The organism is Massilia sp. DWR3-1-1, assembly GCF_049898325.1.
Taxonomy (GTDB): Bacteria; Pseudomonadota; Gammaproteobacteria; order Burkholderiales; family Burkholderiaceae_D; genus JAFCUW01.
Window position 1 is genome coordinate 22310 of sequence record NZ_JAFCXL010000003.1, and the last position, 24987, is coordinate 47296.

Sequence of the window (24987 nt, forward strand, 5' to 3'; positions counted from 1 at the left end):
ATCACGACTGCGAGGAATAAAAAATGAAGAAAGCTCTGTTGATGGTCGGCGCACTGGCGTCGATCTGGTATGCGGCCGGCGTGGGTGTGGCCCGCGCGGCGCCGGCGCAAGGCCCCGTCACGAAAACCAACACGGTGTCGGCCCTGTTGCCCAATACCTACTGGACCCCGGCCCGCTTCCAGGCCGCCAAGGCACTCGATCTGCCGCTGGCGGCGCCCGGCCAGCGCCACGAAAGCCTTGCCGCGCCAGCGGCGGCGGCGGGCAAGCCGCAGTCGGGCGACCCTGGTCTGCCCAGCGTCGAGGTCAACGGGGCGGTGCTGAACCTGTTCGCCTCGCTCGATCCCCGCAGCCCCAGCCTCGCCGTCACCGAGGGCCCCGTCACGGCCGCCGTCACCAATGCGCTGGACGTCACCCCCAGCGCCGCCGGCACCTTCGGCGCCTACTTCACCAGCAGCCGGGTATTCCCCCTGTTCACCGGTGCCGCCGCCGCCTATTCGGCCGACCGCGCCTACCCGTACCGCACGGTGGGCAAGCTGTTCTTCTCCATCAACGGGGCGCCCTACCTGTGCTCGGCCTCGGTCATCCAGCGCCGCGTGGTGGCCACCGCCGGTCACTGCGTCCACTCGGGCAACCTGGCCACCGGCTTCTACAGCGACTTCGTGTTCGTCCCCGCCTACCGCGACGGCGCCGCCCCCTTCAAGGCCTGGAACTGGCGCCTGGTCAGCACCACCTATGCCTGGGCGACCGGCAATGACGTGGTGCCCAATGCGGCCGACTACGCCATGATCGAGTTCGACGACCAGCCCCTGAGCACGGGCGGCGCCGCCGTCAAACTGGGCAACGTCACCGGCTGGCTGGGCTGGCAGACCAACAGCCTGCAGCAGAACCACACCTCCAAGCTCGGTTACCCCTGCAATCTGGACGCCTGCCAAAAAATGCAGAACGTCACCAGCAACGGCTTCCAGCGAACCGAGCCGAACAACGTCGAATACGGCTCCGACGCCCGCGGCGGCTCCAGCGGCGGCCCGTGGGTGCAAAACTTCCAGGTGCTGCAAACCGGTGGTGGCACCGGCCTGCAGACGGGCAGCAACCGCGTCGTCGGTATCACGTCGTACGGCTACGTGAGCGAAGCGCCGAAGGTGCAGGGATCGTCCATTCTCGACGCCCGCTGGGTACAGCTGTTCAATTCCGTGTGCGGCGCGCGCAGCGGCAACTGTAACTAAGGCACGGCTGCGTGGGCGGCAATGCCAGTGCCGCCTTCAGCGGCGCTTGAATTGCGTCAGGGACGGGCGTAAAATACTGTATAAACGTACAGTCAGGGTGCCCCGTGAATGATCGCCAACAACGAACCGTCGAGCCCGTCGACGAGCACGTGATGCTGCCGCCACGCCCGCTGGCAGCCCGCAAGGGCAGGGGCGCGGTGTCCAATCTGCAGGGGCGCTACGAGGTCGACACCCGCGAGGCCGTCGACGACGGCTGGCCGCAGGACGATGGCAGCGACGCGGGCGATGGTGCCGGCGGCGGCGACGGCGACCGCGACGGCGACGACACTGGCGCTGGCAACCCGGACTCGGCGCACTCGGCGCCGCCCCCGGCGCGCTTGCGTACCATCGTCACCGACGAAGTCGCCAAAACCATCCTCAGCCGCAACGCCTCGCCCGACATCCCCTTCAATGTGTCGCTCAACCCGTATCGGGGCTGCGAACACGGCTGCATTTATTGCTTTGCCCGGCCCTCGCACAGCTACCTGGGCCTGTCTCCCGGGCTCGACTTCGAAACCCGGCTGTTCGCCAAGGTCAACGCCCCCGCGTTGTTGCGGCGCGAGCTGGCGCGGCCCGGCTATGTGCCCGAATCGATCGCCCTCGGGGTCAACACGGACGCCTACCAGCCGTGCGAGCGCGAGCTGGGCATCACGCGCCGGGTGCTCGAGGTCTTGCACGAATGCGCCCACCCCGTGGGCGTGATCACCAAGTCGGCGCTGATCGAGCGCGACATCGACATCCTGGCGCCGATGGCCCGGCAGGGCCTGGCGCTGGCGGCCATCACCCTCACCACGCTCGACCCGGCCATCGCGCGCACGCTCGAGCCGCGCGCGGCGGCGCCGGCGCGCCGCCTGCGCACCATCCGCACCCTGGTCGACGCGGGCATCGCCTGCAGCGTCAGCGTGGCGCCCATCATTCCGTTCGTGACCGAACCGGAGATCGAAACCATCCTGCAGGCGGCCGCCGACGCCGGAGCGAGCGCTGCCCATTACACGGTGTTGCGCCTGCCATGGGAAGTCAACACCCTGTTCCAGCAATGGCTGCAGGCGCACTTTCCCGAGCGCGCCGCGCGCGTCATGAACCGCATCCGGGAAATGCGCGGCGGCAAGGACTACGAGGCGGACTTTGCCAGCCGCATGCACGGCGAGGGCGTCTGGGCCGACCTGATTGCCCAGCGCTTTAGCCTGGCCGCAAAGAAGTACGGCTTGATCGTCAGCGGCCGGCGCCACGAAACACTCGATTGCACGCAGTTTGTGCGCCCCCGCGTGGTGCCGGCCACGCCGGCTGCGGCGGCGCGGCGCGCCGGCCAGCTCGATCTGTTTTAGCGCCGCCCGCCGCCACGGCCCCGCTCAGGGCGCTGCCGGTGCCGCCAATTTTGCCAGCTTGGCCAGGTCGCCGACGACGTAGGTGGCGCGTCCGGCGCCGGTGCCGGTGGTGAGCAGTTCGATCGCGCCCCGTCCGGCGACGGCGATGTGCGAGACGCTGGCGCTGCGCTCGCGCACCAGTGTGCGCACGGCGTCGACGATATAGCCCTGCGCCGGCTGCGCGTCACGCAACACGATCACCGTGCCGGCCGGGCCCGGTGCTGCGCGCAGATCGCGCAAGGCCAGCGGTGCGCCGCGCCAGGCCATCTCGGTCGCGCCCGGCGGCAGCGGCGGCAGGTCCAGCACCGCTTCGATGCCGTCAAGGGGCGTCGAGGCGGTGCTGGCGGCCTCGTACACCAGGTGGCTGCCCACGTTGGTGGCGGTGGTGGTAACCGGCGCGCCGGTGGCGCCTTCGCGGCTGAGCACCGTCTCGGGAAAGCGCGCGTGCAGGGCCGCCATCGACGGCAGGTGAATCAAGGCGCCGTCGGCATCGGCCTGGATGCTGTCGGCCGTCGTGTCCGCCGCCGGCAACTGGACGATGTCGGGCACCTGGTCGATCAGCATGCCCAGCAGCAGGCCGTCGCGCTGCAAAATCGCCAGCAGGGGCGCCGGCGCGGATCCGTCCGCCCACAGCGCGGGAAAGCACTTGGCGATGCTGGTGACGGGCACGTGACGGCCCCGCCACTGGCACAGCCCTTCACTCAGGGGCGAGTGGAACGGCAGCAGCGGCGGCACCGGCAGTACCTCGGCCAGGTCGTTAATGGGAAAGGCGATCCTGCAACCATTGCCCGCCACCACGCCGTAGGTGCGTGGCGCCGCCGCTGGCGCCGCCACGCTGGCGCTGGCGCCAGCGGCGCCGTCATGGCGGGCGCCCGTCTCGGCGCCGTCGCTCCAGGTTTGCGCCAGGGCCATCAGGCGGTCGACGTCGAGCAGGCAGGCCAGGCCGGCGACGCCGGCGCAGCGCACGGTGCTATGAAAGATTTGCTGGGGGTCATCATCATGGCTCAGTTGCTCGATGGCGGTGTGCGCCACCCGCTGCAGGCCGCGCACCTGGTCGACGCCGATCGCCACCATGCGCCCGCCCTGGTGCAGCACCAGCGCGCGCTGGTAGCTGCGGGGCGTCGCCGATGGCGTGCCCAGGTCGACCCACAGCGCCAGGTCGAGCAGCGCAATGGCCTGGCCGAAGTAGTCGAGCACGCCGCAGACGGCGCCGCCCCGGCGTGGCAGGCGGTCGAGTCGGGCAGGCCAGGCGACGGCGCCGGCGACCGCCTCGACGGCGACCGCCAGCACCACCGCGCCCGCATCGGCCAGCACCAGTTGCACGGTGGCCGCGCCGCTGGTGGCGTCGGTCGGGCTGCTCACTGCCTGGCCACGGCGGTGCGTTCGAGGTCGGCCAGCAAGTTGGCCGCATCGTGGGTGGCGCTGTCCTGCGACGAGGTGGCCGCGTGGATCTGGCGGATCGAATCGGAGGTGGCCTCGACCGACGAGACAATATGGCCGAAGGCCTGCTCGACCTCGGTCGAGAGGCGGCTGCCCTCTTCGACGCGGTTGACGGTCTCGTTGATCAGCTTGGCGATTTCGCGCGCCGCCATGGCCGACTTCTCGGCCAGCTTGCGCACTTCGTCGGCCACCACGGAAAAGCCCAGGCCATGCTCGCCCGCGCGCGCCGCCTCGATGGCGGCGTTGAAGGCCAGCAGGTGGGTCTGGCCGGCGATGTCGCTGATGGTGTCGATGATCTCGTGCACGTCTTTCGAGGACTGCTCGATGGCGCCGATCGCTTCGCGCGAGCGGGTCAGCAGGCGCGCGCCGTCGGCGGCCTGCTCGCGCGTCTGGGTCGCCATCTGGCTCGAGCGCAGCGAACTGTCGGCGATGCTGCCCACCGACTGGCCCAACTGGTCGAGCACCGAGGTCATCGCCTTGACCTTGCTGACGATGAGCTGTTCGCGCGCCACCTGGTCGCTGATGTCCATGGCGAACTTGACCACCTTGTACGGTTTGCCGAGGCTGTTGAGGATGGGATTGTAGGTGGCCAGGATCCACACCTCGGCGCCATGGTTGGCGTGGCGCGGAAAACGGCCCGACTGGAAGCTGCCCTGGCCCAGGTCGCTCCAGAATTCGCGGTAGGCGGCGCTTTGCACCATGGCCGTTTCGCAAAACATGCTGTGATGGTGGCCGACCACTTCTTCCTCACCGTAGCCCATCACGCGCAGGAAATTCGGGTTGGCGCTGAGGATATTGCCGCGCAGGTCGAACTCGATCACCGCCTGCGAGCGGCCGATCGCGTCGAGCTTGCCCTCGATCTCGGCATTGCGTTCCTTCTGCGCCGTCACGTCGGTGGCGTACTTGACCACCTTGACGGGCTTGCCTTCGGCGTCGAAGATCGGGTTGTAGGACGCCAGGATCCACACATCCTTGCCGTGCTTGTCGAGGCGGCGGTATTCGCCGGCGTTGAATTCGCCGCGTCCCAGCCGCTCCCAGAACAACTGGTACTCGGTCGAATGGGCAAATTGCACGTCGCAAAACATGCGGTGGTGCTGGCCCTGCACTTCGTCGAGGGTGTAGCCGAGCGCGCGCAAAAAATTGTCGTTGGCGTGCAGGATGCGGCCCGTCAGGTCGAACTCGATGGTGGCCTGGACCCGTTCGATGGCCTGGACCTTGCCGTCGAAATCGGCGGCGCGCGCCTTCGCCTCGGTAATGTCGGATGCCAGCATGACCACCTTGACGGCGTTGCCGTCTTCGTCCTTGACCGTGCAATAGCAGGCATCGAGCCAGATGCGCGCGCCGCTGGCCGTCACGCGCAGGTGTTCGCCGTGTTCCGGAATGCCCGCGAGCAGGCGCGACCAGAATGCGGTGGCGGCCCCCGAATGGGCGAACCCGGCGATGCACAGCTGGCTGTGATGCAAGCCCGTCAACTCGACGGCCGTGTAGCCCATGGTGCGCAGAAAGGTGTCGTTCGCGTGCAGCAGTTTGCCGCCCGTGTCGAATTCGGCCACGCAGTGCGTCAGGTTGATGGCGGCGAACACGGCTTGCGCCGTGCTCGCCATCGTTACGCCGTCGGGCGAGGCTGCGGTGGCAGCGTAGGTATCCATGTTTGATTCCATGCACATATATGATCGTAGTTGAAGTCGCATTGAGCGCCCCCCCCCAGCCGGGCAGACGGACTGAATGTCTGATCATAATGTTACCGTGCGGCAAAATTACGGACAATACTTCAAACGGATTATTCAGGCTGACATGGATCGACTCGCCTTGTATCGCGGGTCAATGGCGGGGCATTCATGGCCGAGATACGATACAGATTGCGATATAAGCAAGAAATATTTGTATCATGACCAGATATGCTTTCTAATAGAGGTCCTTACCGCCTGCCCGGAGACCCCGACCATGACTGACACGACCGCCCGCCCCGGCACCGCCACAATCGCGGTGCGACCATGAAGCTGGCCACCCTCAAGGACGGCAGCCGCGACGGCGTGCTGGTGGTGGTCGACCGCAAGCTGCACGTGTGCCGGCGCGTGCCCGACATCAGCCCCACCTTGCAGTACGGGCTCGACCACTGGGAGCGCATCGCGCCGCGCCTGCAGGCGGTCTACGAGGCGCTCAACGACGGCGCGCCATCGACGGAGCCGTTCATCGAGTCAGACTGCCATTCGCCGCTGCCGCGCGCCTACCAGTGGGCCGACGGCTCGGCCTACATCAATCACGTCGAGCTGGTGCGCAAGGCCAGGAATGCCGAGGTGCCCGCCTCGTTCTACACCGACCCGCTGATGTACCAGGGTGGCTCGGACGCCTTCGTCGGCCCGTGGGACCCGATCTACGCGCTCGACGAAGCCTGGGGCATCGACCTGGAGGCCGAGGTGGCGGTCATCACGGGCGACGTGCCGATGGGCGCCGACCTGGCCTGCGCCGCCGGCGCGATCCGCCTCTTGATGCTGGTCAACGACGTCTCGCTGCGCAATCTCATTCCCAACGAACTGGCCAAGGGCTTCGGCTTTTTCCAGTCGAAGGCGGCCAGCGCCTTTTCGCCAGTGGCGGTGACGCCCGACGAACTGGGCGCGGCCTGGCGCGACCATAAACTGTGCCTGCCATTGCACGTGGCCCTGAACACGCTGCCGTTTGGCAAGCCCAACGCGGGCGAGGACATGACTTTCAATTTTGCCCGGCTGGTGGCGCACGCCGCCCGCACCCGCGAACTGGCCGCTGGCACCATCATCGGCTCGGGCACGGTGTCGAACAAGCAGGGCAATCTGCACGGCTCAAGCATCGGCCACGGTGGCGTCGGCTACTGCTGCCTGGCCGAAGTGCGCATGTATGAAACGATCGAAAAGGGCATGCCGACCACGCCCTTCCTGCGCTTTGGCGACAATGTGCGCATCGAGATGTTCGACGCCGACGGCGCCAGCGTGTTCGGCGCCATCGACCAGGACGTGGTGCGCTACGACGCAGCCGGCGCCGACGCCGACGCCCGCCCGATCGCGGCCCGCCTGCGCGCGGCGGCCCCATGAAGCTCTACACCTACTTTCGCAGTTCGGCCGCCTACCGCGTGCGCATCGCCCTCAATCTGAAGGGCTTGTCTTACGAGGCGGTGCCCGTGCACCTGCTGCGCGACGGCGGCGTGCAGCGCAGCGCCGCCTACCGGGCGGTCAATCCCAGCGCGCTGCTGCCATCGCTCGAGATCGACGACGGCAGCGGCGCCGGCACCGCCACCATCACCCAGTCGCTGGCCATCATCGAGTACCTCGACGAGACCCACCCGGGCGTGCCGCTGCTGCCGCAGGGGGCGCTGGCGCGCGCGCGCACGCGCGAACTGGCGCTGCTGGTCGCCTGCGACATCCACCCGCTGTGCAATTTGCGCGTGCTGCAGCACCTGGCCGCCACCTTCCAGGTCGACGAGTCGGCCCGGAACGACTGGTACCGCCACTGGGTGCGCGAAGGCCTGGACGCCTTCGAGCGGCACCTGGCCCATCCCGGCCACGCCGACGTCGCCCCCGGCCAGTTCTGCGTGGGGGACGCTCCGTCGATGGCCGACTGCTGCCTGGTGCCGCAGGTGTTCAATGCGCGCCGCTTCGCGCTCGACGTCGCGGCCTGGCCGCTGATCGAGGCGATCGACGCCCGCTGTGCGCAACTGCCGGCGTTCCAGGCGGCCCAGCCGGGCGCGCAGCCGGACGCCGAGTAGGGCGGGGCGCACGGCCCCGCCGTTTCGCTTATCATCTCGCCCCATGCATATTTCCCCCTCAGCGGACCTGCCGACGGTCTTCATCGACGCCCTGGCGCTGGCCGACGCCAGCTGGCGCCCCATCCTGCAAGACGGCTTGCGCCGGGTCGCCGCGGCCGATCCGGCCTACCTGCCGGCGCTCGCGCGCGACCAGTACCTGCCCACTGAAAACCGCTTGTTCGCCGCCTTCCGCCTGCCCCTGCCACGGGTACGCTACGTGCTGGTGGGGGAGGGGCCGTACCCGCGCGCGCAGTCGGCCACGGGGGTGTGCTTCATGGACGGCGCGGTGGCGCAGTTGTGGAGCGAGACGGGCCTGTCCAGGAGCGTCAACCGCGCCACCTCGCTGCGCAATTTCGTCAAGATGCTGCTGGTGGCGGACGGTCGCCTGCAGGGGGACGCCACCAGCGGCGCCGCGCTGGCGCCGGCGGTGGCGGCGGCGCGCGCCGACGGCGCCATCGCCACCATGGACCAGTTGCAAGACAATCTGCTCGACGAAGGGTTCTTGTTACTCAACGCCGCCCTGGTGTTTCGCCCCCACGTGGCGCCGCCCGTCGAGGCGCGCGCCTGGCAGCCCTTCCTGCGCACGGTGCTGGCGGCGCTGGCCGGCAGCGGGGCGCAACTGGTGTTGTGGGGAAAAATCGCCGAGCAGCTCAAAACGCTGCCGGAGGCGCAGGCGCTGGGCCAGTTATGCGCCGAGCATCCCTACAACCTGTCGTTCATCGTGCATCCGGGCATGCAGGCGCTATTTGGTCCCATGCAACTGCTGCGCGCGCGCGGGGGCAAAAACGGGGGGTGAAAAGACAAGCGGGCGGGGATTTGATATACTTGACTAAATCATTCAACTAATCCGGTCAATCCACGCTGCATGGGGCTGATGGGATTAAATGCGAATGGACAATATTTTACCATTGACCCCGAGGAAGCGATGCGTCTGACCACCAAAGGCCGATTTGCCGTGACAGCCATGATCGATCTTGCCCTGCGCCAGGGCAAGGGTCCGGTCACGTTGTCGGGCATCAGTCAGCGGCAGGCCATTTCGCTGTCGTACCTGGAGCAGTTGTTTGGCAAGCTGCGCCGCCACGCCATCGTCGAGTCGATCCGCGGTCCCGGCGGCGGCTACAGCCTGGCCCGCAAGGCCGACAAGGTGACGGTGGCCGACATCATCATCGCCGTCGACGAGCCGCTCGACGCCACCCAGTGCGGCGGCAAGGACAATTGCCACGGCGCTGATCCGGCCACGGGCGCGCGCTGCATGACCCACGAATTGTGGTCCACGCTCAACGAGAAAATGGTCGACTACCTCGACTCGGTGTCGCTGCAGGACCTGGTCGACCAGCAGCAGCAAAAGTTGCAGCACGCCCACAACCCCGAACAAGCCGTCGTGGTCATGCACCGCAACCACGCCGCCGCAATACAAGAGTGACCCTGCAAGATTGAGCATACTGGAGTGATAAGAATGAACGCGCCTTTGGACAAGAACCTCGAACACAGCTTTGTGACCGCCCCGCATTTCCCTATTTACATGGATTATTCGGCCACCACGCCGATCGATCCCCGTGTGGCCGACAAGATGATTCCCTACCTGCGCGAGCAGTTCGGCAATCCCGCCTCGCGCAGCCACATGTATGGCTGGACGGCCGAAGCGGCCGTCGAGGAAGCGCGCGTCGACGTGGCCAGGCTGGTGGGCGCCGATCCCCGTGAAATCATCTGGACCTCGGGCGCCACCGAATCGAACAACCTGGCCATCAAGGGTGCGGCGCACTTCTACAAGACCCGCGGCAAGCACATCATCACCGTCAAGACCGAGCACAAGGCCGTGCTCGACACCGTGCGCGAACTGGAACGCCAGGGTTTCGAGGCAACCTACCTGGAACCGCAGGCGAATGGCCTGATCACCGTCGAGCAATTGACGGCGGCGATCCGCCCGGACACCATCCTCGTCTCGGTCATGCTGGTCAACAATGAAATCGGCGTCATCCAGCCGATCGAGGAACTGGCCGCCGTGACGCGTGCGCGCGGCATCATTTTCCACTCGGACGCCGCGCAGGCGACGGGCAAGGTCGCCATCGACCTGGCCAACAGCAAGGTCGACCTGATGACGTTCACCGCCCATAAAACTTATGGCCCGAAAGGCATCGGCGCCCTGTACGTGCGGCGCAAGCCGCGCGTGCGCCTGGAAGCGCAGATGCACGGCGGCGGCCACGAGCGGGGCCTGCGCTCGGGCACCCTGGCGACCCACCAGATCGTCGGCATGGGAGAAGCGTTCCGCCTGGCGCGCGAAGAAATGGACAGCGAGATCACCCGCGTCACCGCGCTGCGCGACCGGCTCGCCAAGGGCCTGCAGGAAATCGAAGAGGTGTATATCAACGGCGACATGGACCACCGCGTGCCGCACAACCTCAACGTCAGCTTCAATTATGTCGAGGGCGAGTCGCTGATCATGGCGATCAAGGACATCGCCGTGTCGTCCGGCTCGGCCTGCACCTCGGCCAGCCTGGAGCCGTCCTACGTGCTGCGCGCCCTGGGCCGCAGCGACGAACTGGCGCACAGCTCGATCCGCTTTACCATCGGCCGCTTCTCGACGGAGGCGGACATCGATTTCGCCATCGCGCTGCTCAAGTCGAAGGTGCACAAATTGCGCGAACTGTCGCCCCTGTGGGACATGTTCAAGGAAGGGATCGACATCGCTTCGATCCAATGGGCAGCCCACTAACCGCATTGCAAGCAGTGTAAAAAATTCAGGAGCATCAAAATGGCATACTCAGACAAAGTGTTGGATCACTACGAAAATCCCCGCAACGTGGGCGCCTTCGACAAGGGCGACGACAGCATCGGCACCGGCATGGTGGGCGCGCCCGCCTGCGGCGACGTCATGAAACTGCAGATCAAGGTGGGCGCCGATGGCCTGATCGAAGACGCAAAATTCAAGACCTACGGCTGCGGTTCGGCCATCGCGTCGAGCTCGCTGGTGACCGAATGGGTCAAGGGCAAGACGCTCGACCAGGCGCTGTCGATCAAGAACACGGAAATCGCCGAAGAGCTGGCGCTGCCACCGGTGAAAATCCACTGCTCGATCCTGGCCGAAGACGCCATCAAGGCCGCCGTGCTCGACTACAAAACCAAGCACCCGGCGATCGTGGCGGCCAACTAAGCGGAGCGCCCCATGGCAATCACACTGACCGAAAAAGCGGCCAAGCACATCAACCGCTTCATGGAACGCCGCGGCAAGGGCATCGGCCTGCGGTTCGGCGTGCGCACGACCGGCTGTTCGGGCCTGGCCTACAAGCTCGAGTACGTCGACGAGTCGGCCGACGAAGACCAGGTGTTCGAGTCGCACGGCGTGAAGGTATTCGTCGACCCGAAAAGCCTGCCCTACATTGACGGCACCGAGCTCGATTTCACGCGCGAGGGCCTCAACGAGGGCTTCAGATTCCACAACCCGCATGTCAAGGACGAGTGCGGCTGTGGTGAAAGCTTCCGTATCTAAAGGCGTATGCAGAACCATTTCGAGCTGTTCAACCTGCCGGCGCGCTTCGACGTCGACAGCAAGGCCCTCGACGCCGCCTACCGCGACGTCCAGGGCCAGGTCCATCCCGACCGCTTCGTCAACGCGGGCGACGCCGAAAAGCGTGTCGCCATGCAGTGGGCCACGCGCGCCAACGAGGCCTATCAAACCTTGAAGAACCCGCAGAAGCGGGCGCGCTACCTGGTCGAATTGCACGGCGTCGACCTGCAGACGGAATCGAACACGGCCATGCCGCTGGACTTCCTGATGCAGCAGATGGAATGGCGCGAAGCGCTGGGCGACGCGTGCGCGGCGCGCGACGAAGCGGCCCTCGACGGCCTCGACGAACAGGTCCAATCGGCGCGCAAGGCGCAATTGGCCGAAGTGGGCCGCCAGCTCGACGGGACCGATTTTGCCGGCGCCGGCCAGACCGTGCGCGCATTGATGTTCCTCGATAAATTCGGCGAAGAGCTGCAGCACGCCTACGCCGCCATCGACGCCTAGCCGGCGCGGTCCGGGGGACCTGGCGCGCCAGCGTTGCCGTCCCTGGCTTTACCATTAAAAAACACGAAGACTCACTCATGGCCCTCCTGCAAATTTCCGAACCCGGCATGTCCACCGCCCCCCACCAGCACCGTCTGGCCGTGGGCATCGATCTCGGTACCACCAATTCTCTCGTGGCCACCGTGCGCAGCGGCATTCCGGAAGTGCTCAGCGATGAAGACGGCCGTCCGCTGCTGCCTTCGGTGGTGCGCTACCTGCCCAACGGCCACGCCCACATCGGCCACAAGGCGCAGGCGTGGCAGACGCGCGACCCGAAAAACACGGTCGTCTCCGTCAAGCGCTTCATGGGCCGCGGCCTGGCCGACATCGCCCACGCGGAAAACCTGCCCTACGATTTCCAGGAGTCGCCCGGCATGGTGCAGATTCGCACCGTGGCCGGCGTCAAGAGCCCGGTCGAGATCTCCGCGCAGATTCTCGCCACCTTGCGCCAGCGCGCCGAGGATTCGCTGGGCGACGAGCTCGTCGGCGCGGTCATCACCGTGCCCGCCTATTTTGACGACGCCCAGCGCCAGGCCACCAAGGACGCCGCCCAGCTGGCCGGCCTGAACGTGCTGCGCCTGCTGTCGGAGCCGACCGCCGCGGCGATCGCCTACGGCCTCGATCACGCCAGCGAAGGCGTGTTCGCCGTCTATGACCTGGGCGGCGGCACCTTCGACATCTCGATCTTGAAATTGTCCAAGGGCGTCTTCGAAGTGCTGGCCACGGGCGGCGACTCGGCGCTCGGTGGCGACGATTTCGACCACCGCCTGTTCTGCTGGATCATGGAGCACGCCAGGCTGGCGCCGCTGTCGGACGAAGACACCGCCACCCTGATGGTCAAGGCGCGCCAGGCCAAGGAGCTGCTGTCGACGAACGACTCGACCACCATCGACGCCATGCTCGATTCGGGCGAACTGGTGCACCTGACGGTGACGGCCGAGGTCTTCATCGACATGACGCGCCACCTGGTCGCCAAGACCATGACGGCGATTAAAAAAGCCATGCGCGACGCCGCCGTGTCGGTCGACGACATCGACGGCGTGGTGATGGTGGGCGGCGCCACCCGCATGCCGCAGGTGCGACTGGCCGTGTCCGAGTATTTCAAGACCATCCCGCACGCCAATATCGACCCCGATAAAGTGGTGGCGCTGGGCGCGGCCATCCAGGCCAATCTGCTGGCCGGCAACCGCGCGGCGGGCGACGACTGGCTGCTGCTCGACGTGATCCCGCTGTCGCTGGGGATCGAAACCATGGGCGGCCTGGTCGAAAAAATCATCCCCCGCAATTCGACCATTCCCTGCGCCCGCGCGCAGGAGTTCACCACGTTCAAGGATGGCCAGACGGCCCTGGCGGTGCACGTGCTGCAGGGCGAACGCGAGCTGGTGTCGGACTGCCGTTCGCTGGCGCGCTTCGAGCTGCGCGGGATTCCGCCGATGGTGGCGGGCGCGGCCCGCATCCGCATTACCTACCAGGTCGACGCCGACGGCTTGCTGTCGGTGGCGGCGCGCGAAACCCGCTCCGGCGTTGAAGCGCAGATCACCGTCAAGCCCTCGTACGGCTTGCAGGACGACGATGTCGCGCGCATGCTGCAGGAGTCGTTCAGTGCCGCCTCGGGCGACATGCTCATGCGCGCGCTGCGCGAAGAGCAGGTCGAGGCCCAGCGCATCTTGCTGGCCACCGAGTCGGCGCTCGCTGGCGACGCGGGTCTGCTCAGCGATGAAGAGCACGCCAGCATCGCCGCCTTGATGGCGCAGGTGCGCGTGGCCGCCGCCGCCACCGAGGGCACCCCGGCCGAGGTGGCGCCAGTACAGGCGGCGCTGCACGAGGCCGTCGACGCGCTGGCGCGCGGCACCGAAGAATTCGCCTCGCGCCGCATGGACCAGAGCGTGCGCACGGCGCTGGCCGGCAAAACGCTCGACGAAGTGTAAGCATCCAGGCGTACCAGCGTAAAATTACAACGATATTGCCAGCGGCCGCATCGACTTCCAGGTCGGCGAGCGCTGGCCTTCCCTGACTCACCCGGGCAAAAGCCGCTTGCTGCTTTTGCCCGCTTATTTTCACGAGGTTATCCGTGCCGCAAATCGTCATCCTGCCCCATCCCCTGTTCTGTCCTGACGGCGCCGTACTCGACGCGCCGGCCGGCAAATCGATCTGCGATCTTTTGCTGGAAAACGACATCGAGATCGAACACGCCTGCGACCGCGTGTGCGCCTGCACCACCTGCCACGTGCTCGTGCGCGAAGGCTATGCCTCGCTCAACGAGCCGCAAGAGACGGAAGAAGACATGCTCGACAAGGCCTGGGGCCTGGAAGCGGTGTCGCGCCTGTCCTGCCAGGCGATCATCGCCGACACCGACCTGGTGGTGGAAATTCCGAAGTACACGATCAATCACGCGGCCGAAAAGAATCACTGATCCATGAAGCGACCCGATTCCAGGGCGGCCAAGCCCGCCGCGCCCCTTGCCCTGCCGCCCGAAGTGCGGCCCGGCCAGTCGGTGGCCCTGCTGCAGGAACTGCACATCCTCACGCGCGACGGCAAACTCAACCAGGACAGCCGCCGCAAGCTCAAGCAGGTGTACCACCTGGTGCAGTTCATCGAGCCCCTGATTCGCCAGATCCAGCAGGATCACCCCCAGGTGTCGCTGGTCGACCATGGCGCCGGCAAGTCCTACCTGGGCTTCATCCTCTACGACCTGTTCTTCAAGCACCTCGACGACGGCTCGCGCCTGTACGGCATCGAAACGCGCGAAGAACTGGTGACGAAATCGCAGGAATTGGCGACCCGGCTGGCGTTTCCTGGCATGCGTTTCCTGAACCTGTCGGTGGCCGAATCGACCGATTCGCACTTGCTGCCCGAGCGCATCGACATCGTCACCGCCCTGCATGCCTGTAACACCGCCACCGACGACGCCATCGACTTCGCCCTGAAAAAGAAGGCGAAGTTCATGGTACTGGTGCCGTGCTGCCAGGCCGAAGTGGCCAGCGTCCTGAAAAAAAACAAGGGCCGCGACCTGGGCAAGAGCGCGCTGACGGAAATATGGCGCCACCCGCTGCACACGCGCGAATTCGGCAGCCAGGTCACCAACGTGCTGCGCTGCCTGCAGCTCGAGGCGCACGGCTACCAGGTCAATGTGACGGAGCTGGTGGGCTGGGAGCACTCGATGAAAAACGAGTTGATCGTCGCCAGCTACCAGGACCTGCCAAGAAAACGCCCCAGCGAGCGCTTGCAGGAAGTGCTGGCCACGCTGGGCCTGGAAGAAATGGGCGAACGCTTCTACACAAAAACGCGCGACCAGCAAGGGATAGCCCCATGAACGAACACTGGATCGACCTGCGTAGCGACACCGTCACCGTGCCCGACGCGGCCATGCGCGCCGTCATGGCCGCCGCGCCGGTCGGCGACGACGTCTACGGCGACGACCCCACCGTCAACCTGCTGCAGGAGCGCGCGGCCGACTTGTTCGGTTACGAAGCGGGCCTGTTCGCCCCGTCCGGCACCCAGACCAACCTGATCGCGCTGCTGCTGCACTGCGCGCGCGGCGACGAATACCTGGTGGGGCAGGACGCCCACACCTATAAATACGAGGGCGGTGGCGCGGCGGTGCTGGGCAGCATCCAGCCGCAGCCGATCGCCAACCAGGCCGACGGCAGCCTTGCCATCGCCGACATCGACCATTACATCAAGCCGGACGACATGCACTTCGCTCGTTCGCGCCTGCTGGCGCTGGAAAACACCATCGGCGGCAAGGTGCTGGGCCAGGCCTATATGGCCGAGGCCACCGCCTTCGCCCACCAGCGCGGCCTGGCCACCCACCTCGACGGCGCGCGCATCTGCAACGCCGCCGTCAAGCAGGGCATCACGCTGCGGCAAGCGGCGCTGGGCTTCGATTCGATTTCCGTGTGCCTGTCGAAGGGACTGGGCGCACCGGTCGGATCGGTGCTGCTGGGATCGAAAGCGTTCATCGAGCAGGGCAAGCGCTGGCGCAAGATGCTCGGCGGCGGCATGCGCCAGTCCGGCATTCTCGCTGCCGCGGGCCTGTACGCGCTCGAGCACAATGTCGCGCGCCTGGCCGACGACCACGCCAACGCCGCCCGCCTGGCGCGTGGCCTGGCGGCGATCGACGGCTTGACGGTGGCCACGCCGCAGACGAATATTTTTTATGTCGAGGTGCCGCCGGCGGCCGTCGACGGCTTGCGCGCGGCCCTGCTGCGCCAACGCATCCGCGCCACCGTGGGCCAGCACACCCGCCTGGTCACGCATATCAACATCAGCGAGGCCGACGTCGACCAGGTCGTCGCCGCCTTCGCGGAATTTTTCAAGGACTGGCACGTCACCCCATGAGCGAGATCGAATTTAAAAAACACCAGGAAGACGATGGCACCATCCGCCTGGCCAAGCGGGTCGCCGAAATGGTGCCGTGCTCGCGCGCGGAAGCGGACAAATACATCGCCGGCGGCTGGGTGCTGGTCGATGGCGCCGTGGTCGAAGAAGCCGGTGCGCGCGTGGCCGACGAGCAGGAAGTGACGCTGCACGAACACGCCACCCTGAGCGAGATCGTGCCCGTCACCATCCTGCTGCACAAGCCCGTCGGCCTCGACGCCGAGGCGGCCATCAAGCTGCTCACGCCGGACAGCCTGATCCTGGCCGAACACGGCAACCAGCGCTTCCTCAAGCGCCACCTGGCCAACCTGACGGTGACGACCCCGCTCGACGAGCGCGCCAGCGGGCTGGTGGTGTACACCCAGGACTTCCGCGTCACCCGCAAGCTGCTCGATGAAGCGGCCCGGGTCGAGCAGGAATTCGTCGTCGAAGTGGCCGGTACCATCCGCGAAGGCGGCCTGGCGCTGCTCAATCACGGCCTCAGTTTCAACGGCAAGCCGCTGCTGCCGATGAAGGCCAGCTGGCAGAACGAAACCCGGCTGCGCTTTGCCGGCAAGGGCATCCGTCCCGGCCAGTTGCTGCACATGTGCCGCATGGTGGGCCTGACGGTGGTGTCGACCCGGCGCCTGCGCGCCGGGCGCGTGCCGCTGGCCAGCTTGCCGTCCGGCCACTGGCGCTACCTGCACGAATACGAGCGTTTTTAAGGGGAAGGTGTCACTCGGTTAGCTTGCGAACAGAGTGGGGATGGCGTGCTGCCATACAGTCAAGATTGACTTCCCCACCATTCAAAGACACCATGGACACCACGCGCGCGGAGCTCGCTCCGCACCAGGCAATCCCCTCCTATCCCGTGCAACTGCGCCTGAATGGCGAAACGGTCGATGTCAGCGTCGAAGCCTGGGTCACCCTGCTCGACCTGCTGCGCGACAAGCTGGGGCTGACCGGCACCAAGAAGGGCTGCGATCACGGCCAGTGCGGCGCCTGCACGGTGCTGGTCGACGGCAAGCGCATCAACAGCTGCCTGACCCTGGCCGTCATGCAAAACGGCAAATCGATCACCACCGTCGAAGGGCTGGCGCTGGGCGAACACCTCGACCCGCTCCAGCAAGCCTTCATCGACCACGACGCCTTCCAGTGCGGCTACTGCACGCCTGGTCAACTGTGTTCGGCCAAGGGCCTGATCGCCGAAGGGCAGGCCGGGACGGTCGCCGACGTGCGCGAACTGATGAGTGGCAATCTGTGCCGCTGCGGCGCCTACCCGCAGATCGTCGCCGCCATCACCGCCGTGATGGGCATGGGCGAGCAGCGCGACGATCCCCAGCGGCCGTATCGGCCGGGCACGGTGCCGGCATGAACCCGATCACCTATTTTGCGCCCGCTGACGTCGACAGCGCCGCCCGCCTGGCCGGCAGCGGCGCCACCCTGATCGCCGGCGGCACCAACCTGATCGACCTGATGAAGGAGCGCGTCGCGCTGCCGTCCGCGCTGGCCGATATCAACCGGCTGCCGTGTGCCGACATCACCCCCACCAGCGGCGGCGGCCTGATGCTGGGGGCGCTGGCGACCAACGCCGACACCGCCTACCACCGGCTGGTGGGCGAGCGCTATCCGCTGCTGCGCGCGGCGATCCTGGCCGGCGCCTCGCCGCAGATCCGCAACATGGCCAGCAACGGCGGCAACCTGCTCCAGCGCACCCGCTGCCACTATTTTTATGACACGGGCACGCCCTGCAGCAAGCGCGACCCGGGCAGCCACTGCAGCGCCCTGCTGGGCCTGACGCGCCAGCACGCCATCCTCGGCGCCAGTGCCCGCTGCATCGCCGTCCACCCGTCCGATATGTGCGTGGCGCTGGCCGCGCTCGACGCCGTCGTGCACGTCCAGTCCGGCAAGGGCAAGCGACGCATCGATTTCGCCCACTTTCACCGGCTGCCGGGCGATACCCCGCACATCGACACCGTGCTCGAGGCGGGCGAGGTGATCACCCACATCGAGCTGCCACCGGGCGAACGTTTTGCCGCCCATTCGGCGTATGTGAAAGTGCGCGACCGCAGCTCGTACGCGTTCGCGCTGGTGTCCTGTGGCGCCGCGCTCGAGTTCGGCAAGAACGGCGCCATCAAGGCCGCCCGCATCGCCCTGGGCAGCGTGGCCGCCAGGCCGTGGCGCCTGCGCGAGGCAGAACAAGTGCTCGAGGGCGAGCAGCCCTCGGCCGCGCTGTTCGGCGCCGCCGCCGATGTGCTGCTGGGCGGCGCCATGGGCCATGGCGCCAACGATTTTAAAATTCCGCTGGCGCGCCGCACGGTGGTGCGCGCGCTCGACTACGCGAGCGCGGGTACGGTCGACAATGCGCACGCCGCCGACGGGCAGGCAGACACCAGGGAGGCCCCATGAGCGAATTGATTCCCGCATTGCGCACCCCCGTGGCCGACGCCGGCACGGGCGCCGTCGCCATCGGCATGCCCGTCTCGCGCGTGGACGGCCGTGACAAGGTGACGGGCCGGGCCCGCTACGCCGCCGAATACCCGGCCGAGGAGGCCGGCTCGCCCCTGTTATACGGCGTGGTGGTCAACAGCACCATCGCGCGCGGCACCGTCAAGTCGATCGACAGCAGCGCCGCCATGGCGGTGCCCGGCATGGTCGAGGTGATCACCCACCAGAACCGGCCGCCCATGAGCGGCTTCGACCTGCTGCACAAAGACATGACATCGCCCGCCGGTTCGCCGTTCCGGCCCCTGTTCGACGCCCGCGTGCGCCACAGCGGCCAGCCGCTGGCGCTGGTGGTGGCCGACAGTTTCGAGGCGGCGCGCCACGCTGCCGGCCTGCTGCGCATCGACTACGACATCGACCCGCACCAGACGGACATGCGCGATCACCTCGACAAGGCGCGCACGCCCAGCCACATCAAGGCCGGCTACACGCCGCCACCGAAGCCGAAGGGCCATCCCGACCAGGTATGGGAAGCGGCGGCCGTGCGCGTCGACAGCGCCTTTCACGAGGGCGTCGAACACCACAATCCGCTCGAGATGTTTACCTCGACGGTGCTGCGCGCCAGCGACGGTCATCTGACCATCTACGACAAGACGCAAAGCTCGCAGAACAGCCGCTGGTACGTCTACCACGTGTTCGGCATCCCGAAGGAGAAGGTCACGGTGCGCAACCCCTACGTGGGCGGCGCCTTCGGCGCTGGCCTGCGGCCCCAGTATCAGCTGGCGCTGGCGGTGATGGCGGCGCTCAAGCTCGAGCGCTCGGTGCGCGTGGTGCTCACGCGCCAGCAGATGTTCACCTTCGGGCACCGGCCGGAAACGCTGCAGCGGGTGCGCCTGTCGGCCGAGCACGACGGCACGCTCACGTCGATCATTCACGAGGCGGTGACGGAAACCTCGCGGCTGGAAGACTACGTCGAGGCGGTGGTCAATTTTTCCGGCATGCTGTACCAGTGCGCGCATATCCGGCTCGGCTACAAGGTGGTCGAAGTCGACCATTTCACCCCGCTCGACATGCGCGCCCCCGGCGCCGCCAGTGGTAACCATGCGCTCGAAGTGGCCATGGACGAGCTGTCCTATGCCCTCGGCATGGACCCGCTGGCACTGCGCCTGAAAAACTACGCGGACATGGACCCTGTCTCGGGCATGCCGTATTCAACCAAGGCGCTGCGCGCCTGCTACCTGCAGGGCGCCGCCCATTTCGGCTGGGACCAGCGGCCGCTGGCCGTGCGCGCGCGCAGGGAAGGGCGCGAACTGGTCGGCTGGGGCATGGCCACCGGCATCTGGGACGCCATGCAGATGTTCGCCCGCGCCGAAGCGGTGCTGCACGCGGATGGCCAGCTCGTCGTCAGCAGCGCTGCCAGCGACATCGGCACCGGCACCTACACGGCGATGTGCATCATCGCCGCCGATGCGCTCGGCCTGAAGCTCGAACACGTGCGCTTCCAGCTGGGCGACTCGACGCTGCCGGTGGCGCCCGTCGAGGGCGGCTCCTCGCACGTGGCCACGGTGGGCTCGGCGGTGCAGGGCGCCTGCGAAAAGCTGCAGCAGGCGCTGTTTAAAATCGCCAAACGCATGCCCGGTTCGCCCTTTGCCAGGGCCAGGTTCGCCGACGTCCAGTTCGCCGACGGCATGCTGGAAATGAAAGGCGAGGGCACGGCGCTGGCGCTGACGGCCATCCTGGCCGCCTCGGGCCAGCCCCGGCTGACGGAAACATTCATGCTGCTGCCGGCCGTCCTCAAGCAGCGCAAATTCGTCCGCGCCACCCATTCAGCCGTGTTCGTCGAAGTGCGGGTGGACGAAGAACTGGGCACCGTGCGCGTCACCCGCGTGGTCAGCGCCGTGGCGGCGGGGCGCATCATCAACGCCAAGGCGGCCAGGAGCCAGATCATCGGCGGCGTGGTGTGGGGCATCAGCCAGGGCTTGCACGAAGAGACCCTGACCGACCATGTGCTGGGCCGCTTCATGAACCATAATCTGGCCGAATACCACGTGGCCGTGAACGCCGACATCCATGAGATCGACGTCATCTTCGTCCAGGAGGACGACCGCATCGTCAGCAAGCTCGGTGCGAAGGGCGTGGGCGAGATCGGGCAACTGGGGGTGGCGGCGGCGATCGGCAATGCGATCCATCACGCCACCGGCAGGCGACTGCGCGAGCTGCCGATGACGCCCGAGAAAATCATGCGCCCGGACGCGCCGCTGGTGTAGGCGCTCTTTTCAAACCTTGCTGGCGAAGTAGGCCAGGAACATCGTCACCGCCACCTCTACCAGCTGCGCCTGCTGCTGCGCATCGAGGGGCGGCGCCCCCATGGTGATCTGCGGCCAGAATGCCACCGCCTTTAACTGGCCCTGCAGCATGGTGGCGGCAAACACGGGGTCGCCGTCGATCAGCCGGCCGTCCCCCTGGGCCGCCCGAATCCAGCGCGTCAAGCCTTCCTCGCGCTCGCCAATGCGGGCGATGATGGGCTTGGCCCGCTCGGGCGAATGGATCGCTTCGGCCACCGCCACCCGCGCCAGGTCGATGAAGTCCTGCGTCGCCTGCATGCGCAATTTGCGCCGCAGCAGCGCTTCGAGCTGCTCGCGCAAGGGCGCGGCGCTGTCGTAGACGGTGTCCGCTTCGCCGGCGGGTGCGTGAAACAGGGCCATCAGGGTGGCGCCGAATAAATCATCCTTGCTGGGAAAGTGGTTGTAGACCGTGCGTTTCGACACGCCCGCTTCGAGCGCGATCTTGTCCATGCTGGTGGCCTCGAAGCCGTGCGCGCGGAACTGCACGGCGGCGGCGTCGAGAATGGCCTGGCGCTTGCGGTCGGTGAGGCGGGTGGGAGTGCTCATGCGCTTATTTTACACCGGGGCGTATACTTTTTATGAAAACAAAACTACACTGTGTAGTGTAATTTATTTCCATTCACCTATTTAAGTGCGATGAAATTCCTCTTCCTGTGTGCCCTGACCGTTGGACTGACCACCATGCCCGATTCCAGTACCGCCGCCGACGCGCTCGCCGTGTCCGTTCCCACCGCCAGTGCGATTGCCCGTTCGCCCCAATTCAAGGACGGGGCGTTTCGCAACGTGGCGCCCATGAGCAAGTAAGGCTTTGGCGACAAGGTCGACATTTTTTGGAAGTTCTTTTTTAATAAGCCGAAGTCCACGGTGCCGTCCGGCGCCATTCCCGTGCAGGCGCTCACGCGGGCGCAGTTGCTCGCTGCGCCCGATGACAGCGTGTTCCGGCTCGGTCATTCGACCATGCTGATCAAGTTGCAAGGGGCGTTTTACCTGACCGATCCCGTGTTCTCGGAACGCGCCTCGCCGGTGCAATGGGCTGGTCCGGCGCGCTTTCACCAGCCGCCCATCAGCATCGCTGACTTGCCGCCGCTCGCGGCGATCATCCTCTCGCACGACCATTACGACCACCTCGACCACGCCGCCGTGCTGGCGCTCGCGCACAAGACGGCCCACTTCATCACGCCGCTGGGGGTGGGCGAGCGCCTGATCGGCTGGGGCATCCCCGCCGCCAAGGTGCGCCAGCTGGACTGGTGGCAATCGACCGAGCTCGGGGGCGTCAAGCTGGTGGCCACCCCGGCCCAGCATTTTTCCGGGCGCACGCCCAACGACGGCAATTCGACCCTGTGGGCCTCGTGGGTGATCGAGCATGGCGGCCTGAAACTGTTTTTCAGCGGCGACAGCGGCTATTTCGACGGCTTCAAAAAAATCGGCGACGTCCATGGACCGTTCGACCTGGCCATGATTGAAACGGGCGCCTACGACGCCATGTGGCCCGACGTGCACATGCAGCCCGAGCAGACCTTGCAAGCGTTTATTGACCTGCGGGGCAAGACCTTGATGCCGGTGCACAACGGCACCTTCGACTTGGGCCTGCATCCGTGGCAGGAGCCGTTTGAGCGCATCATGGCGCTCGCACTGCAGCGGGGCATCGCCATCACCACCCCGCGCATGGGCGAGCGGCTCGACACGCGCCAACCGGCGGCGGGCACGCCGTGGTGGCGCGCCGTCGACCAGGAATAATTCAGGCGCGCTTTGGCAGGGAAATCAGGCGGGTACCGGCCAGCTTGTCGTGCAAGAACTGGCGGTCCTGGTCCAGCAAGGCCGTCAGTGCCCAGGCGGCAATGCCCAGCGCCACCGCCGTGCCCACCTGCGCCGTGCTGCGCAGTTGCCAGAAGTAGCACACCAGCAGGGCCGGCAGGAACCAGCCCCAGGCCAGCAGGTAGCGCACGGCCGCGGCCCGCAGGGGCACCCGGGCGTGGCCGGGCATGACGAGCTTGATGCGCCAGGTTTTCATGGCCAGGGTGTGGCCGCTGCCGGACCAGGCGTGGATGAAATACAGGGCCGCGACCAGGAAGAACACGGCGTTGCGGCCGTGGTCGATGGCGGGGCTGTGGGCATTGCCGGTGGCGAACAGGTAGAGCAGGATGGCCAGCGCTTCGACCGCCGTGATGAGCAGCGCTTCGTAGACCATCACCATCAGGCGGCGCAAGATGGTGGGGCCGGCCCTATTTGACATTGGCAGGTGCGGGCGCTGGTGCTGGTGCGGGCACGGCCGGGGCCGGGGCGGTGGTGGTGCTGGCCGGCGGCGCATTGCGCCTGATCGGCGCCACCGTTTTCAGGTTGGCCTGGGCAGGAGGCGGCAGGTTGGTCAGCTGCTTTTTCGATTTTGCCGCTTCGGCCGCCAGCTTTTGCTTTTGCTCTTCAGGCAACTGCTGGTATTTTTCCCACTGTTCCGATTTTTGCGTGACGTCGAGTTTTTTCGCCTTGGTGTAATTTTCACGCACCAGGCGACGCTCGTCGGGGCTCATGCGCACCCACTCGCGCATTTTTTCGTGCACGCGGGCCTGCTCGTCCGGTTTCATGGCGGCGAAGCGGTTGGCGATATCGAGCCATTTCTGCTTGCGCAGCGGTTCGAGCCGGTCCCATTCGCCCGCCAGTGGCTCGAGCGCCAGTTTTTGCGCCGGCGACAGATTCACCCAGGCGGGCTTGACCAGCGGCGCCACGGCGGGCGCCGCTGCCTGCGGCGCGGGCGATTGCGCCGCCACCGTGCCGGCGCAGGCCAGGGCGATCAGGGCCGCCATGCAAGCGAGCCGGCCCACCTTATTGACCGCGCTGGGCAAGATACTGGTTGAAGCCATGGTCGAGGTAGGCCGTCAGCGGCAGCTCGTCCGACAGCACGGCGGCGTCGAGTTCGGCCAGTTCAGCGATGCGCCGTTCTTCTTCGTACTGGTAGACGCCGGCCAGCGCGGCGACCAGCGCCAGGAGAGGCAGGATGGCGCCGGCGCGGCCCATGGCCGAGAAGTTGAACGAGGACGAAAACAGGGCGCCCACCTGGCCGGCGAAGCCCACGCGTGCGGCGCGCTGCGCCAGCCTGGCGGGCACGTGGGCCTTTTTGCGTGCCATGGCCGCCTGGCGTGCCGCAGCAAGCCGGTCGGTGGTGGCCGCCGGCAGGTCGTCGAGCTGCTCGTTGAGCGCGTGGCGCACCTTGTACGCGAAATTGATATCGTCGGTGTTCATAATGTAAGTCCCTTGGCTTTCAGCGATTCGGCGAGGGTATGGGTCGCCCGCGAACAGTGTGTCTTGACGCTTCCTTCGGAGCACCCCATCGCTTCGGCTGTTTCAGCCACGTCCATGTCCTGCCAATAACGCATGAGGAAGGCTTCCCGTTGACGCGCCGGCAGTTTTTGTACCTCGGCTTCGATCACGGCCAGCGTTTGCGCCCGTTCGACCTGGTCCGACGCGCTTTCGGCTGCGCTCGATCCTTCCTCGGCCTCGTGCGTCTCGAGTATATCAAAGTCGTCATTGCCTTCGGCGCGGGTGCCCATGCCGGAAAACAGGCTGACCCAGGTATTTCTGACCTTCTCGCGGCGGAAGTAATCGAGGATGGTGGTCTGCAGGATGCGCTGGAACAGCATCGGCAATTCGGCGGCCGGCTTGTCGCCGTACTTTTCGGCCAGCTTGATCATGGCGTCCTGCACCACGTCGAACGCAGCCTCGTCTTTGCGAACGGCATAGACGGCCTGCTTGAAGGCGCGTCGTTCGACGTGCTCCAGGAAGTCCGATAGTTCTTTGTCTGTGGCCATGCGGGGAAGGGGGCAGTCGAACGACGGATGCGATCGCAAACCATGCTGAAATGAAAACTGAGGCATCCTAGCAAAAAAGCGCGTCGTTTGCTTGCTTTTAACGCACAACATCGGTGCAATTGCTGATTAATCCACAGTTTTTCTTGACC

Annotated in this window: 25 protein-coding genes and 1 pseudogene; 19 read left to right on the plus strand and 7 right to left on the minus strand. The window is 66.5% G+C overall.

The genetic code is table 11. From position 1 onward, the window contains the following. Positions 1-23: 23 nt before the first annotated feature. Positions 24-1223, plus strand: coding sequence for a trypsin-like serine peptidase (locus ACP7EY_RS04195; RefSeq protein WP_426190794.1), 1200 nt, complete (start codon positions 24-26; stop codon positions 1221-1223). A 152-nt stretch (positions 1224-1375) separates the two neighbouring features. Next, complete coding sequence (locus ACP7EY_RS04200; protein ID WP_426191234.1) at positions 1376-2587, plus strand: PA0069 family radical SAM protein; 1212 nt, start codon at positions 1376-1378, stop codon at positions 2585-2587. A 24-nt stretch (positions 2588-2611) separates the two neighbouring features. Here the strand turns inward: ACP7EY_RS04200 and ACP7EY_RS04205 are convergent, their stop codons facing one another. Both ACP7EY_RS04205 and ACP7EY_RS04210 read right to left on the minus strand, forming a co-directional pair. After that, positions 2612-3988, minus strand: coding sequence for a chemotaxis protein CheW (locus tag ACP7EY_RS04205; protein WP_426190796.1), 1377 nt, complete (start codon positions 3986-3988; stop codon positions 2612-2614). Beyond that, a complete protein-coding gene (locus ACP7EY_RS04210; protein WP_426190798.1) occupies positions 3985-5715 on the minus strand; it encodes a methyl-accepting chemotaxis protein in 1731 nt (576 codons plus the stop codon). Before ACP7EY_RS04210 ends, ACP7EY_RS04205 begins: the two co-directional genes overlap by 4 nt. A 345-nt stretch (positions 5716-6060) precedes the next feature. Between ACP7EY_RS04210 and ACP7EY_RS04215 the strand changes: the two genes are divergently transcribed. From ACP7EY_RS04215 to ACP7EY_RS04290, 16 genes are all read left to right on the plus strand, one after another. Further along, complete coding sequence (locus ACP7EY_RS04215; RefSeq protein ID WP_426190800.1) at positions 6061-7131, plus strand: fumarylacetoacetate hydrolase family protein; 1071 nt, start codon at positions 6061-6063, stop codon at positions 7129-7131. Next, positions 7128-7802, plus strand: coding sequence for a maleylacetoacetate isomerase (gene maiA, locus ACP7EY_RS04220; protein ID WP_426190802.1), 675 nt, complete (start codon positions 7128-7130; stop codon positions 7800-7802). The genes ACP7EY_RS04215 and maiA overlap by 4 nt, the downstream gene beginning before the upstream one ends. Positions 7803-7845: 43 nt before the next feature. Beyond that, entirely contained in the window at positions 7846-8637 is a 792-nt protein-coding gene (locus tag ACP7EY_RS04225) for a uracil-DNA glycosylase (RefSeq protein ID WP_426190804.1), read from the plus strand. Between the two features lie 129 nt (positions 8638-8766). Then, positions 8767-9264, plus strand: a complete 498-nt coding sequence (iscR, locus tag ACP7EY_RS04230) for a Fe-S cluster assembly transcriptional regulator IscR (protein WP_426190806.1) — start codon at positions 8767-8769, stop codon at positions 9262-9264. Positions 9265-9297: 33 nt separating this feature from the next. Beyond that, entirely contained in the window at positions 9298-10554 is a 1257-nt protein-coding gene (locus ACP7EY_RS04235) for an IscS subfamily cysteine desulfurase (protein ID WP_426190808.1), read from the plus strand. 39 nt (positions 10555-10593) lie between these two features. Next, a complete protein-coding gene (gene iscU, locus ACP7EY_RS04240) occupies positions 10594-10992 on the plus strand; it encodes a Fe-S cluster assembly scaffold IscU (RefSeq protein WP_426190810.1) in 399 nt (132 codons plus the stop codon). A 12-nt stretch (positions 10993-11004) separates the two neighbouring features. Beyond that, positions 11005-11328: an iron-sulfur cluster assembly protein IscA gene (gene iscA / locus ACP7EY_RS04245; protein WP_426190812.1), complete on the plus strand. Its 324-nt coding sequence runs from the start codon at positions 11005-11007 to the stop codon at positions 11326-11328. A gap of 6 nt (positions 11329-11334) precedes the next feature. Then, the gene (hscB, locus tag ACP7EY_RS04250) at positions 11335-11850 is read left to right on the plus strand and encodes a Fe-S protein assembly co-chaperone HscB (protein ID WP_426190814.1); all 516 of its coding nucleotides are present in this window, start codon (positions 11335-11337) and stop codon (positions 11848-11850) included. Between the two features lie 77 nt (positions 11851-11927). After that, positions 11928-13817 carry a Fe-S protein assembly chaperone HscA gene (hscA, locus tag ACP7EY_RS04255; protein ID WP_426190816.1) on the plus strand — a complete coding sequence of 630 codons (1890 nt, stop codon included), beginning with the start codon at positions 11928-11930 and terminating at the stop codon, positions 13815-13817. Between the two features lie 143 nt (positions 13818-13960). Continuing rightward, on the plus strand, positions 13961-14302 hold the full coding sequence (fdx, locus tag ACP7EY_RS04260; protein ID WP_426190818.1) for an ISC system 2Fe-2S type ferredoxin: 342 nt from the start codon (positions 13961-13963) through the stop codon (positions 14300-14302). A gap of 3 nt (positions 14303-14305) precedes the next feature. Beyond that, on the plus strand, positions 14306-15202 hold the full coding sequence (locus ACP7EY_RS04265) for a class I SAM-dependent methyltransferase (protein ID WP_426190820.1): 897 nt from the start codon (positions 14306-14308) through the stop codon (positions 15200-15202). After that, positions 15199-16230, plus strand: a complete 1032-nt coding sequence (ltaE, locus tag ACP7EY_RS04270; protein ID WP_426190822.1) for a low-specificity L-threonine aldolase — start codon at positions 15199-15201, stop codon at positions 16228-16230. The genes ACP7EY_RS04265 and ltaE overlap by 4 nt, the downstream gene beginning before the upstream one ends. Beyond that, entirely contained in the window at positions 16227-16973 is a 747-nt protein-coding gene (locus ACP7EY_RS04275) for an rRNA pseudouridine synthase (protein ID WP_426190824.1), read from the plus strand. Before ltaE ends, ACP7EY_RS04275 begins: the two co-directional genes overlap by 4 nt. 92 nt (positions 16974-17065) lie before the next feature. Continuing rightward, positions 17066-17623, plus strand: a complete 558-nt coding sequence (locus ACP7EY_RS04280) for a (2Fe-2S)-binding protein (RefSeq protein ID WP_426190826.1) — start codon at positions 17066-17068, stop codon at positions 17621-17623. Then, complete coding sequence (locus ACP7EY_RS04285; RefSeq protein ID WP_426190828.1) at positions 17620-18657, plus strand: FAD binding domain-containing protein; 1038 nt, start codon at positions 17620-17622, stop codon at positions 18655-18657. Before ACP7EY_RS04280 ends, ACP7EY_RS04285 begins: the two co-directional genes overlap by 4 nt. Further along, complete coding sequence (locus tag ACP7EY_RS04290; RefSeq protein WP_426190830.1) at positions 18654-20960, plus strand: xanthine dehydrogenase family protein molybdopterin-binding subunit; 2307 nt, start codon at positions 18654-18656, stop codon at positions 20958-20960. Before ACP7EY_RS04285 ends, ACP7EY_RS04290 begins: the two co-directional genes overlap by 4 nt. A gap of 9 nt (positions 20961-20969) precedes the next feature. Here ACP7EY_RS04290 and ACP7EY_RS04295 read toward each other — a convergent pair whose 3' ends face one another. Further along, positions 20970-21584: a TetR/AcrR family transcriptional regulator gene (locus ACP7EY_RS04295; RefSeq protein WP_426190832.1), complete on the minus strand. Its 615-nt coding sequence runs from the start codon at positions 21582-21584 to the stop codon at positions 20970-20972. 135 nt (positions 21585-21719) lie between these two features. Here ACP7EY_RS04295 and ACP7EY_RS04300 point away from each other — a divergent pair. After that, positions 21720-22775, plus strand: a pseudogene (locus tag ACP7EY_RS04300) (MBL fold metallo-hydrolase). A 1-nt stretch (position 22776) separates the two neighbouring features. Here ACP7EY_RS04300 and ACP7EY_RS04305 read toward each other — a convergent pair. From ACP7EY_RS04305 to ACP7EY_RS04320, 4 genes are read right to left on the minus strand one after another with little or no spacing between them, the layout of a single operon-like run. Continuing rightward, positions 22777-23271: an RDD family protein gene (locus ACP7EY_RS04305; RefSeq protein ID WP_426190834.1), complete on the minus strand. Its 495-nt coding sequence runs from the start codon at positions 23269-23271 to the stop codon at positions 22777-22779. After that, positions 23261-23893 carry a DUF3106 domain-containing protein gene (locus tag ACP7EY_RS04310; RefSeq protein WP_426190836.1) on the minus strand — a complete coding sequence of 211 codons (633 nt, stop codon included), beginning with the start codon at positions 23891-23893 and terminating at the stop codon, positions 23261-23263. Before ACP7EY_RS04310 ends, ACP7EY_RS04305 begins: the two co-directional genes overlap by 11 nt. Further along, the gene (locus tag ACP7EY_RS04315) at positions 23856-24272 is read right to left on the minus strand and encodes a DUF3619 family protein (RefSeq protein ID WP_426190837.1); all 417 of its coding nucleotides are present in this window, start codon (positions 24270-24272) and stop codon (positions 23856-23858) included. Before ACP7EY_RS04315 ends, ACP7EY_RS04310 begins: the two co-directional genes overlap by 38 nt. Then, positions 24269-24838 carry an RNA polymerase sigma factor gene (locus tag ACP7EY_RS04320; protein WP_426190838.1) on the minus strand — a complete coding sequence of 190 codons (570 nt, stop codon included), beginning with the start codon at positions 24836-24838 and terminating at the stop codon, positions 24269-24271. The genes ACP7EY_RS04315 and ACP7EY_RS04320 overlap by 4 nt, the downstream gene beginning before the upstream one ends. Between the last annotated feature and the right edge of the window lie 149 nt (positions 24839-24987).

Coding starts and splice junctions, on each gene's coding strand:
- ACP7EY_RS04195 (WP_426190794.1), top strand. CDS start 24: ATGAAGAAAGCTCTGTTGATGGTCGGCGCACTGGCGTCGATCTGGTAT.
- ACP7EY_RS04200 (WP_426191234.1), top strand. CDS start 1,376: ATGCTGCCGCCACGCCCGCTGGCAGCCCGCAAGGGCAGGGGCGCGGTG.
- ACP7EY_RS04210 (WP_426190798.1), bottom strand. CDS start 5,715: ATGGATACCTACGCTGCCACCGCAGCCTCGCCCGACGGCGTAACGATG.
- ACP7EY_RS04215 (WP_426190800.1), top strand. CDS start 6,061: ATGAAGCTGGCCACCCTCAAGGACGGCAGCCGCGACGGCGTGCTGGTG.
- maiA (WP_426190802.1), top strand. CDS start 7,128: ATGAAGCTCTACACCTACTTTCGCAGTTCGGCCGCCTACCGCGTGCGC.
- ACP7EY_RS04225 (WP_426190804.1), top strand. CDS start 7,846: ATGCATATTTCCCCCTCAGCGGACCTGCCGACGGTCTTCATCGACGCC.
- iscR (WP_426190806.1), top strand. CDS start 8,767: ATGCGTCTGACCACCAAAGGCCGATTTGCCGTGACAGCCATGATCGAT.
- ACP7EY_RS04235 (WP_426190808.1), top strand. CDS start 9,298: ATGAACGCGCCTTTGGACAAGAACCTCGAACACAGCTTTGTGACCGCC.
- iscU (WP_426190810.1), top strand. CDS start 10,594: ATGGCATACTCAGACAAAGTGTTGGATCACTACGAAAATCCCCGCAAC.
- iscA (WP_426190812.1), top strand. CDS start 11,005: ATGGCAATCACACTGACCGAAAAAGCGGCCAAGCACATCAACCGCTTC.
- hscB (WP_426190814.1), top strand. CDS start 11,335: ATGCAGAACCATTTCGAGCTGTTCAACCTGCCGGCGCGCTTCGACGTC.
- hscA (WP_426190816.1), top strand. CDS start 11,928: ATGGCCCTCCTGCAAATTTCCGAACCCGGCATGTCCACCGCCCCCCAC.
- ACP7EY_RS04265 (WP_426190820.1), top strand. CDS start 14,306: ATGAAGCGACCCGATTCCAGGGCGGCCAAGCCCGCCGCGCCCCTTGCC.
- ltaE (WP_426190822.1), top strand. CDS start 15,199: ATGAACGAACACTGGATCGACCTGCGTAGCGACACCGTCACCGTGCCC.
- ACP7EY_RS04275 (WP_426190824.1), top strand. CDS start 16,227: ATGAGCGAGATCGAATTTAAAAAACACCAGGAAGACGATGGCACCATC.
- ACP7EY_RS04280 (WP_426190826.1), top strand. CDS start 17,066: ATGGACACCACGCGCGCGGAGCTCGCTCCGCACCAGGCAATCCCCTCC.
- ACP7EY_RS04285 (WP_426190828.1), top strand. CDS start 17,620: ATGAACCCGATCACCTATTTTGCGCCCGCTGACGTCGACAGCGCCGCC.
- ACP7EY_RS04290 (WP_426190830.1), top strand. CDS start 18,654: ATGAGCGAATTGATTCCCGCATTGCGCACCCCCGTGGCCGACGCCGGC.
- ACP7EY_RS04295 (WP_426190832.1), bottom strand. CDS start 21,584: ATGAGCACTCCCACCCGCCTCACCGACCGCAAGCGCCAGGCCATTCTC.
- ACP7EY_RS04305 (WP_426190834.1), bottom strand. CDS start 23,271: ATGTCAAATAGGGCCGGCCCCACCATCTTGCGCCGCCTGATGGTGATG.
- ACP7EY_RS04310 (WP_426190836.1), bottom strand. CDS start 23,893: ATGGCTTCAACCAGTATCTTGCCCAGCGCGGTCAATAAGGTGGGCCGG.
- ACP7EY_RS04315 (WP_426190837.1), bottom strand. CDS start 24,272: ATGAACACCGACGATATCAATTTCGCGTACAAGGTGCGCCACGCGCTC.
- ACP7EY_RS04320 (WP_426190838.1), bottom strand. CDS start 24,838: ATGGCCACAGACAAAGAACTATCGGACTTCCTGGAGCACGTCGAACGA.